The following is a 7,719-nucleotide window of genomic DNA, read 5'->3' as shown; positions in this document are numbered from 1 at the left end:
TGACTAAGACTCTATTTCCCATCGCAACACTCCTGAGAAAATTTTATGTATTTATCACTTAGTAAAATCATTCACATTAAAGGTATACCTCTTTTTTGCCCTTGTACACAACTACTTTGTATCAATGTACTCTATATACGATATATATGTCACAGCCCTATCCCAGTGATATCAAAGGAATTAACTAACCTTTTTTTTCAAAAAAAAAATAAAAAAAATTAAAAAATGTTTTAATAAAATACATTTTGAAGTTTCTTTGAATTTGTTTAATTTATTTTATTAATGCTTTAAATATTTTTTATGAATCTTTCAAGAGTTTTTTCCAGAAAAAAAAGTTCCTAATTTCACAATGTGCCCCTCGGAGAATATTATACAATTAAAAATCATCACACAGACAGTATTTTTCCATGTGACGATTCATTTAAGACTTTAAATTTGAAAATTTCAAAAAACATTTAACTTTTGCAGAGGAAAACTCACTGGACAATAAACTCACTAGATGTCAAAATAACTTCCTGATCATCTGTCAATTCCACAAGCCACTTTCCTCTGTTATATAGATTTTTTGAGGACCATGTACGCCATCTATACCCTTTTATTTTCAAGGGAACAGATGCCATTATTTCTTTTGTCCCATCATCCTTTATCAGATACCAGTTATGAAAAACCTTCTTTTCTTCCACCCCTATATCTGTGAGTTCCGTAAAAAATACAGCCCTCTCCCCCAAGTAAAACTGGTCTCTGTCAGGAGCAGGTTCCTTTTGTACTATCCCATCTGTCAGGACAGCCCTTGAGAGCTTATAAGAGCTATTCCCGTAGGCAGAGCTCAAAACCAAAATAAAAAGAAGCACGCCAAGTATTTTTTTCATTATAAAAACCTCCTTACTATAAAAAAGAAACATCTGATGAATATTTCTTGTTATTATACATTTTTTTTAATTCTGTGATAAGAAACAAAACCGTCATATGATTAAATTATACCATTTTTAGAGCTTAATACTTTTTTTTGAAAAAATTTAATTGAAAAACACAAATTTGACACACAAAACACTTAGCATTTTAATCGACTTTAGTTAATCGTTTTATACTCAGTTAAGATTTATATTAATGAGGGAGGTAGGTCTATGAAAAAAATATTAATTGTAATTTTTTTACTGGGATGTTTTACTTTTTCCCAGGCAAGACCCTTTGGATACGGGGGCCCGGCTGGAGATCCTTTATGGATTCCATTCGCTGCGGTGGTTACCGTCTTCGGATTAGTAACATTACACAACCAGAATGATTATCAGGATTTTGAAAGGGGAATAAAAGAAACTGTACATCTAATAGAGGATGCTGACACTGTAAAAGAGCTGGGGAGAGTAAGAGCTACACACTCAAAATATTTTACAGAATCTGTAGACAGCATCTACCAGGAAAAGAAAAGATCCCTGGAAAATACAAATTATCTTTATGAAAACACCGATAAGGAAGAAAAAATAACAGTATTTCTGATCCGAGATGCGGAAAGTATAGAGGACCTGGAAAATATAAAGAAAAATCGGCTGAACTATTTCACCGAGATTGTTCAGAAAGAATATTTCGCAAAGAAAAAATCATTGGAATAATTTTTTTTTAAAAAAGGGCTGATGCTCTTTTTTTTATAGCCGGATTTTCTCTTTCAAGGGGACTTCAATACTTAAAAAATGTACAGAAAAAATTAAATAAAAATCAATAATATTTATTTTATAAGAGATAGCCTTTTAAAACTAGAAAGTGGGGACAAAATATAAAATATATATAGCTAACATACCATCATTTCACTGGACACGAAACACCACATATGGTATCATCTAAGTTAGATCTGAACTAAATATAGGGGGTTTCTCATGTTTGTTATAAAAAGAGACGGAACAAAAGTTCCCTTCGACGAGAAAAAAATAATCAAAGTTATTGAAAAAGCTGGTATTGCAGCAGGTAAGGATATTCCTAAGGAGTTTTCTCTGGCTGCAGCCTCAAAAATACTGAAACTGAATTCAGATATGGAAGTTGAGTCCATTCAAGATATAGTAGAAAAAGAACTTATGCACGAATATCCTGAAGTTGCAAAAAAATATATCTTATACAGAGATATGAGGAATGTAGAGAGACACAAGAGAACACACATAAAAAAAGCTTTTGACGGAATCGTAACAGTAGAGAAAAATAATATTAATAAAGAAAATGCAAATATGGCAGGAGACACTCCAAGTGGTCAGATGATGACATTTGCCAGTGAGACTACCAAAGATTACACTCATAAATATCTGCTTAACCAGGAATATTCCAGAGCCCATATGAGCGGAGATATCCACATACATGATTTGGATTATTATCCTACAAAGACCTCTACATGTGTCCAGTACGACTTAAAAAAACTTTTCAGCAGTGGATTTACATCTAAGCACGGGAAGATAAGAGAACCAAAATCTATATCTACTTATGCTGTACTGGCTACAATTATATTTCAGACAAACCAAAACGAGCAGCACGGCGGACAGGCTATACCTGCTTTTGATTTCTTTCTGGCTCCAGGAGTTTTAAAGTCTTTCAGAAGACACTTCAGATACAGAGCTCTTACTTTCCTCGAGTTTGATTATATTGAAGAGAAAAGTAAAGAGGTAAAAAAAATAGTCAATACTCTTGTGACAACTATAGATGTAGATGCAGAAACAAAAGAAAAGCTGGCATCGGAGCTGAACCTCCCTCTGAAGACAGTGGACAGATTAGTTATGATTGCTTATAATGATACAAAAAATGAGACTCATCAGGCTATGGAAGGATTTATCCACAACCTAAACACTATGCACTCTAGAGGAGGAAACCAGGTAGTATTCAGTTCTATAAACTATGGTACTGATACTTCTCCAGAAGGAAGAATGGTTTCTTTTGAACTGCTTAATTCTACTGAAGAGGGACTGGGAGATTCTGAAACACCAATATTCCCGATCCAGATACTTAAGATAAAAGAGGGAATAACATATTCTGAAAAAGATTTTAAATCAGCCTGTCAGAACTGGGACAAGGCTATCAAAGGTAAACTACAATTTGAAACTCCTAACTTTGACCTGTTTATAAGATCGTGTGAAGTCTCTGCAAAAAGACTTTTCCCTAATTTTGTATTCCTAGACGCACCATTTAACCACAATGAAAAGTGGGATATAAATGATCCTGACAGATACAAGTATGAAATAGCAACCATGGGATGCAGAACAAGGGTCTTTGAAAACGTAAACGGAGAAAAAACATCTGTAGGAAGAGGTAATATCTCCTTTACATCTATAAATATGCCAAGACTCGCCATCAGAGCAAAACTAGATGCAGAGATGGAACTAGCCGGCGCCTCTGAGGCTGAGATTCAGGCATTAGCTGTAGAGAAGTTTTATGACAGAGTAAGAGATATGTCTCTATTTGTAGGAAAACAGCTAGCTGACAGATTTTCATTTCAAAAGACGGCTCTCGCCAGACAGTTCCCGTTTATGATGAGTAACGGAATTTGGAACGGCGGAGAAGCTCTGAGTCTTAATGAAGAAGTAGGGGATGTATTAGCCAGCGGAACCCTGGGAATCGGTTTCATCGGTGGACATAATGCCATGATGGCACTATTTGGAAAAGGTCACGGTTCTGACGACAGAGCATATGAAACCCTTTACAAAGCTGTAAAAATAATGAAAGACACTTCTGAAGAACTGAGAGACAAGCATAAATTAAATTTCTCGGCTCTTGCCACACCTGCTGAAGGCCTCTCGGGAAGATTCACAAAAATAGATAAACAGATATTCGGAGAGATAGCAGGAGTAAACGACAGAGACTACTATATCAACTCTTTCCATGTAGATGTAAAAGAGGGTATCTCTGCAGTTGAAAAAATAAGAAAAGAAGCCCCTTTCCACGAACTGACAAGAGGAGGGCACATCACATATATAGAACTAGACGGTGAAGCGAAGAAAAATGTAATGGCTATCATGAAGCTGGTAAAAGAGATGCATGAAGCTGGGATCGGATATGGTTCTATAAACCACCCTGTGGACAGATGCAAAGACTGCGGATACAAAGGAATAGTCCAGGATGACTGTCCTGTATGCGGAAGTAAAAATATATCCAAAACAAGAAGAATCACAGGTTACCTCACTGGTGATCTGGACAACTGGAACTCTTACAAACAGAAAGAGGAAGAGGACAGAGTTAAACACGGGATGTAATAATCCATTTAGGGGGAATAGCTGCATTCCCCCTTTAAATATCTGATAAAAAAATAAAAAAACTTTTTTGCCATCCTTTTAAAGGTGAAAAGGAAAGGATATAGTTTGAAATTAAAAGGTCTGTTTGAGCTGGAATCGGCTCTGAAAGAAATCAACAATGAAAATGAAATCGGTAAATACAAGAAAATATTTTCAGAAAATTTTATGATAGAAAATACGCAATTTGATGATATAGAGGACTTTTTCTACTTTGGGAAAATAGAAATAAAACCCATAGAGGAATACAGTACCGTGGACATGTGGATGATAGATGAGGCTGTGGATAAATACACAGATTTTCCCAACTGGGAAGAATTTGAAAAGGCTGCCAGATCAGAAAACAAAAGCTAATTTTTATGAGGTATAGAGGACAGAAAGTACAGGTGTAATTAATTTTGAAAATAATTAAGATATTCAGAGAGACCATATCAGACGGACCGGGATTCAGATACAGCATCTATTTCTCAGGATGCAGCCATTATTGTGAAGGATGCCACAACCCTGAGACCTGGAAAGGGGATATAGGGGAAGTACTGGATGAAGCATATATGCAGAAAATAATCTCTGAAATAAGGAACAATTCTATTTTAGACGGTGTTACTCTTTCAGGAGGAGACCCATTCTTCATCCCAGAGGAGCTCTTAGGCTTTCTGAGGCGTCTCAAAGAAGAAACCGATACAAACATATGGGCATACACAGGGTATACCTTTGAAGAACTTATTAAAAAGGATATTACAAAAAAATGCCTAGAATATATAGATGTCCTGGTGGACGGAAGATTTGATAAAAATCTGACAAATCCTGAGCTATTTTACAGAGGAAGCTCAAATCAAAGACTGGTGGATGTAAAGGCATCCCTTGAGGAAGGTATAATCACCACAAAAGATTATGACTAATACAGGAGGAGAGAGATGTTAAAGGTTTTTAATACCAGAGTGTACGGACTGGAAGAGAGTATTATCGCAGGGGGATATCCTATGCGGGCTGACGAGATAACAGAGTGGAGTGAAGAGGATACCCACCTCACTGAAAAAGATATAACGAGAGCTATTAAACTAGGGACTGTCCCTACAGGAAGCGGACACGATAATTTTTTGAAGGGAATAGTCGTGCAGTACGATGTCAGATATCCCAACTACTGGACTCCTCAGTTTCAGAGATATTCATTCCATGACATAGTATCTTCAAACAGTAAGATGCACAGAATGACTAAGATGGACATAAAAGAGTGCTGCAACAAGTATGTGGATGATATTGTGATCAAAAACCTTCAAAAATGGGTGGATGTATTCAATTCTTTTGAGGACGGAATGAAAGAGATCAGTATAGAGGGGACGACTTATTCCAAGTATGAGATTTTTATGAAAGTTATCTCAAATGCACCTCTAGGTTTTGAACAGACTATGAGAGTTACCTCAAATTATCTTCAGCTAAAAACCATTTACCTGCAGAGAAGACATCATAAACTCAAAGAGGACTGGGGAACATTTTGTGAATGGTGTGAGACATTGCCTCACTTTAAAGAATTTTGCATAAAAAAATAAAGTCGGATAACCGACTTTTTTTATTTCTTCAAAAAATAAAAATGGCGACCCTGGCGCGATTCGAACGCACGGCCTACGCCTTAGGAGGGCGCCGCTCTATCCATCTGAGCTACAGGGTCAACGAGACAAGTATACAATATTTTCAAATAAAAATAAAGATTTTTTTTGAAAATAACCACAGTTTATGAATTATCCAGACCTTAATGAAAATAATTATCTTTATTTCACTTCAAGTGAAACACCATTTTAAAAAAAGTTCATAAAAAAATCCCCTATATAAGGGGACCTTTAAATATTTATTGAAATTTTCTAACCAGCCATTTTCTTCTTGCTCTTCTCATACTGATCGAAAGTATCCTCACTTTTACACACTATATACACATTTTCTATCTCATTTTCTTCCTTGCTCAAAACCTCAGAAATTGTGGCCAGAGCAATTTCACTCGCCATATCAAGTGGAAATTTATGTCCTCCTGTACTTATTGAAGGAAAAGCGATTGACTTAGCTTTCAACTCTATAGCTTTTTTCAAAGAATTAATATAAGATTTACGTAAAAGATTTTGTTCATCAAAAAAGCCACCTCTCCAAATCGGTCCCGGAGTATGAACTATGTATTTAGCATTTAAATTGTATCCCTTTGTAACTCTGGCCTCTCCAGTAGGACACCCATGAAATTTTTTACATTCTTTTAAAAGTTCTGCACCTGCGGCCTTATGGATAGCTCCATCTACTCCGCCGCCTCCTAGTAAAGATACATTGGCAGCATTAACTATCACGTCAGCCTTTTGCTTTGTGATATCACCCTTTACTATAGTTATTTTACTCCATTCCCACATAAAAAACACTCCCATATTTCTGCAATAAACTACTCTGAAATTAATTTCTGCGTTCCCTTAAACTAATACCATATTATTTCCTTTTTTTAAAATTAAATAATTATATGTAACATATATCAAAAGTAAATGTAATAAGTTTTATTTATACAATTGTTCATATTTTTCTCTGAGCATTACATAATGAAGATGATCTTCCCACACTCCGTTAATCTTCAGATATTTTTCTGAAATACCTTCCTTTGTAAAACCAGCTCTTTCTGCTGTTTTTATACCCATAATATTCTGTGGCATGAGATTGACCTCTATTCTGTGCAGCTTCATCACATCAAAGTAAAAAGCCATCCCCTCCTTCAATGCCTCTAGCATATATCCTTTTCCGGTTTCACTTTTGTCTAGCTTGTAGCCTAAAAAACAGGAATCAAAGGCCCCTCTTATTATATTCCCAAAATTTAAAAATCCAATAATCTTATTATTTTCCCGGGTGAAAATCCAGAGCTTCATCCTATTTCCATTACCAATATCTTCTTTTTCTAGTTTTAAAAGCATTTTTTGATATGATTCTGAAAAAAAATCATCTCTCTTTGAACTTTCCCATTTCTTAAAAAAATCTCTATTTTTACGATAATATTCTGCAACTTGTGTGACAGATTCTTCTCCAAGAACTTTTAGATACAATCTTTCTGTTTTCAATGTAACCATTTTATTGCTCCCTTCGAGTTTTTTTGCTTTTATTCATCCACTAAAATTATACTAGAAATAATTCTAAAATACAAAAAAAATACAAATTAAACAGTAAAAATACATTTTTTTAAATTTTTATTGATTATTTCTTATAAATAATCATCAAATATTTATAGTTTCAAATAAACTAAAAAATCAGAATATAAACCTAAAATGATGCCTGTAAATACCTTTTTATAAAATCCATAAAAAACAATTAAAAATTATTGACTTTTTTTTTACCCTATGATACTATTTTTCTGTCCTGAACACAGGAGTTCAACTCTCCTATGTAGCGCCATATGGGGATATAGCTCAGTTGGGAGAGCGTCGCACTTGCACTGCGAAGGTCAGCGGTT

At 35.0% G+C, this 7,719-nt stretch carries 8 protein-coding genes and 1 tRNA gene; 5 read left to right on the top strand and 4 right to left on the bottom strand.

What is annotated here, in order from left to right; genetic code table 11:
* Positions 1 to 476 precede the first annotated feature (476 nt).
* Entirely contained in the window at positions 477 to 869 is a 393-nt protein-coding gene (locus ABZA26_RS03785; RefSeq protein ID WP_372713186.1) for a DUF2914 domain-containing protein, read from the bottom strand.
* Positions 870 to 1,124: 255 nt separating this feature from the next.
* Between ABZA26_RS03785 and ABZA26_RS03780 the strand changes: the two genes are divergently transcribed.
* From ABZA26_RS03780 to ABZA26_RS03760, 5 genes are all read left to right on the top strand, one after another.
* The gene (locus ABZA26_RS03780; protein ID WP_372713185.1) at positions 1,125 to 1,607 is read left to right on the top strand and encodes a hypothetical protein; all 483 of its coding nucleotides are present in this window, start codon (positions 1,125 to 1,127) and stop codon (positions 1,605 to 1,607) included.
* A gap of 261 nt (positions 1,608 to 1,868) precedes the next feature.
* Positions 1,869 to 4,220, top strand: a complete 2,352-nt coding sequence (locus ABZA26_RS03775) for an anaerobic ribonucleoside triphosphate reductase (protein ID WP_372713184.1) — start codon at positions 1,869 to 1,871, stop codon at positions 4,218 to 4,220.
* Between the two features lie 84 nt (positions 4,221 to 4,304).
* Complete coding sequence (locus ABZA26_RS03770; RefSeq protein ID WP_372713183.1) at positions 4,305 to 4,610, top strand: hypothetical protein; 306 nt, start codon at positions 4,305 to 4,307, stop codon at positions 4,608 to 4,610.
* 44 nt (positions 4,611 to 4,654) lie between these two features.
* Positions 4,655 to 5,155: an anaerobic ribonucleoside-triphosphate reductase activating protein gene (gene nrdG, locus ABZA26_RS03765; RefSeq protein WP_372713182.1), complete on the top strand. Its 501-nt coding sequence runs from the start codon at positions 4,655 to 4,657 to the stop codon at positions 5,153 to 5,155.
* A gap of 15 nt (positions 5,156 to 5,170) precedes the next feature.
* A complete protein-coding gene (locus tag ABZA26_RS03760) occupies positions 5,171 to 5,803 on the top strand; it encodes a hypothetical protein (protein WP_372713181.1) in 633 nt (210 codons plus the stop codon).
* A 42-nt stretch (positions 5,804 to 5,845) separates the two neighbouring features.
* On the opposite strand, the gene ABZA26_RS03755 is transcribed toward ABZA26_RS03760, so the two are convergent.
* The 3 genes from ABZA26_RS03755 to ABZA26_RS03745 all read right to left on the bottom strand — a co-directional run bounded on the left by ABZA26_RS03755 (position 5,846) and on the right by ABZA26_RS03745 (position 7,339).
* Positions 5,846 to 5,922: transfer RNA gene (locus ABZA26_RS03755), tRNA-Arg, on the bottom strand.
* A gap of 190 nt (positions 5,923 to 6,112) precedes the next feature.
* Positions 6,113 to 6,640, bottom strand: a complete 528-nt coding sequence (locus tag ABZA26_RS03750) for a macro domain-containing protein (protein ID WP_372713180.1) — start codon at positions 6,638 to 6,640, stop codon at positions 6,113 to 6,115.
* A 138-nt stretch (positions 6,641 to 6,778) separates the two neighbouring features.
* On the bottom strand, positions 6,779 to 7,339 hold the full coding sequence (locus tag ABZA26_RS03745) for a GNAT family N-acetyltransferase (protein ID WP_372713179.1): 561 nt from the start codon (positions 7,337 to 7,339) through the stop codon (positions 6,779 to 6,781).
* Between the last annotated feature and the right edge of the window lie 380 nt (positions 7,340 to 7,719).

Source organism: Ilyobacter sp., from assembly GCF_041583315.1.
GTDB lineage: Bacteria > Fusobacteriota > Fusobacteriia > Fusobacteriales > Fusobacteriaceae > Ilyobacter.
This window is presented reverse-complemented; position numbering and strand designations above follow the sequence as displayed.

Excerpts from the sequence above, each read along its gene's own strand:
- ABZA26_RS03750 (WP_372713180.1), bottom strand. The coding sequence starts at position 6,640 with ATGTGGGAATGGAGTAAAATAACTATAGTAAAGGGTGATATCACAAAG.
- ABZA26_RS03775 (WP_372713184.1), top strand. The coding sequence starts at position 1,869 with ATGTTTGTTATAAAAAGAGACGGAACAAAAGTTCCCTTCGACGAGAAA.
- ABZA26_RS03745 (WP_372713179.1), bottom strand. The coding sequence starts at position 7,339 with ATGGTTACATTGAAAACAGAAAGATTGTATCTAAAAGTTCTTGGAGAA.
- ABZA26_RS03760 (WP_372713181.1), top strand. The coding sequence starts at position 5,171 with ATGTTAAAGGTTTTTAATACCAGAGTGTACGGACTGGAAGAGAGTATT.
- ABZA26_RS03780 (WP_372713185.1), top strand. The coding sequence starts at position 1,125 with ATGAAAAAAATATTAATTGTAATTTTTTTACTGGGATGTTTTACTTTT.
- ABZA26_RS03785 (WP_372713186.1), bottom strand. The coding sequence starts at position 869 with ATGAAAAAAATACTTGGCGTGCTTCTTTTTATTTTGGTTTTGAGCTCT.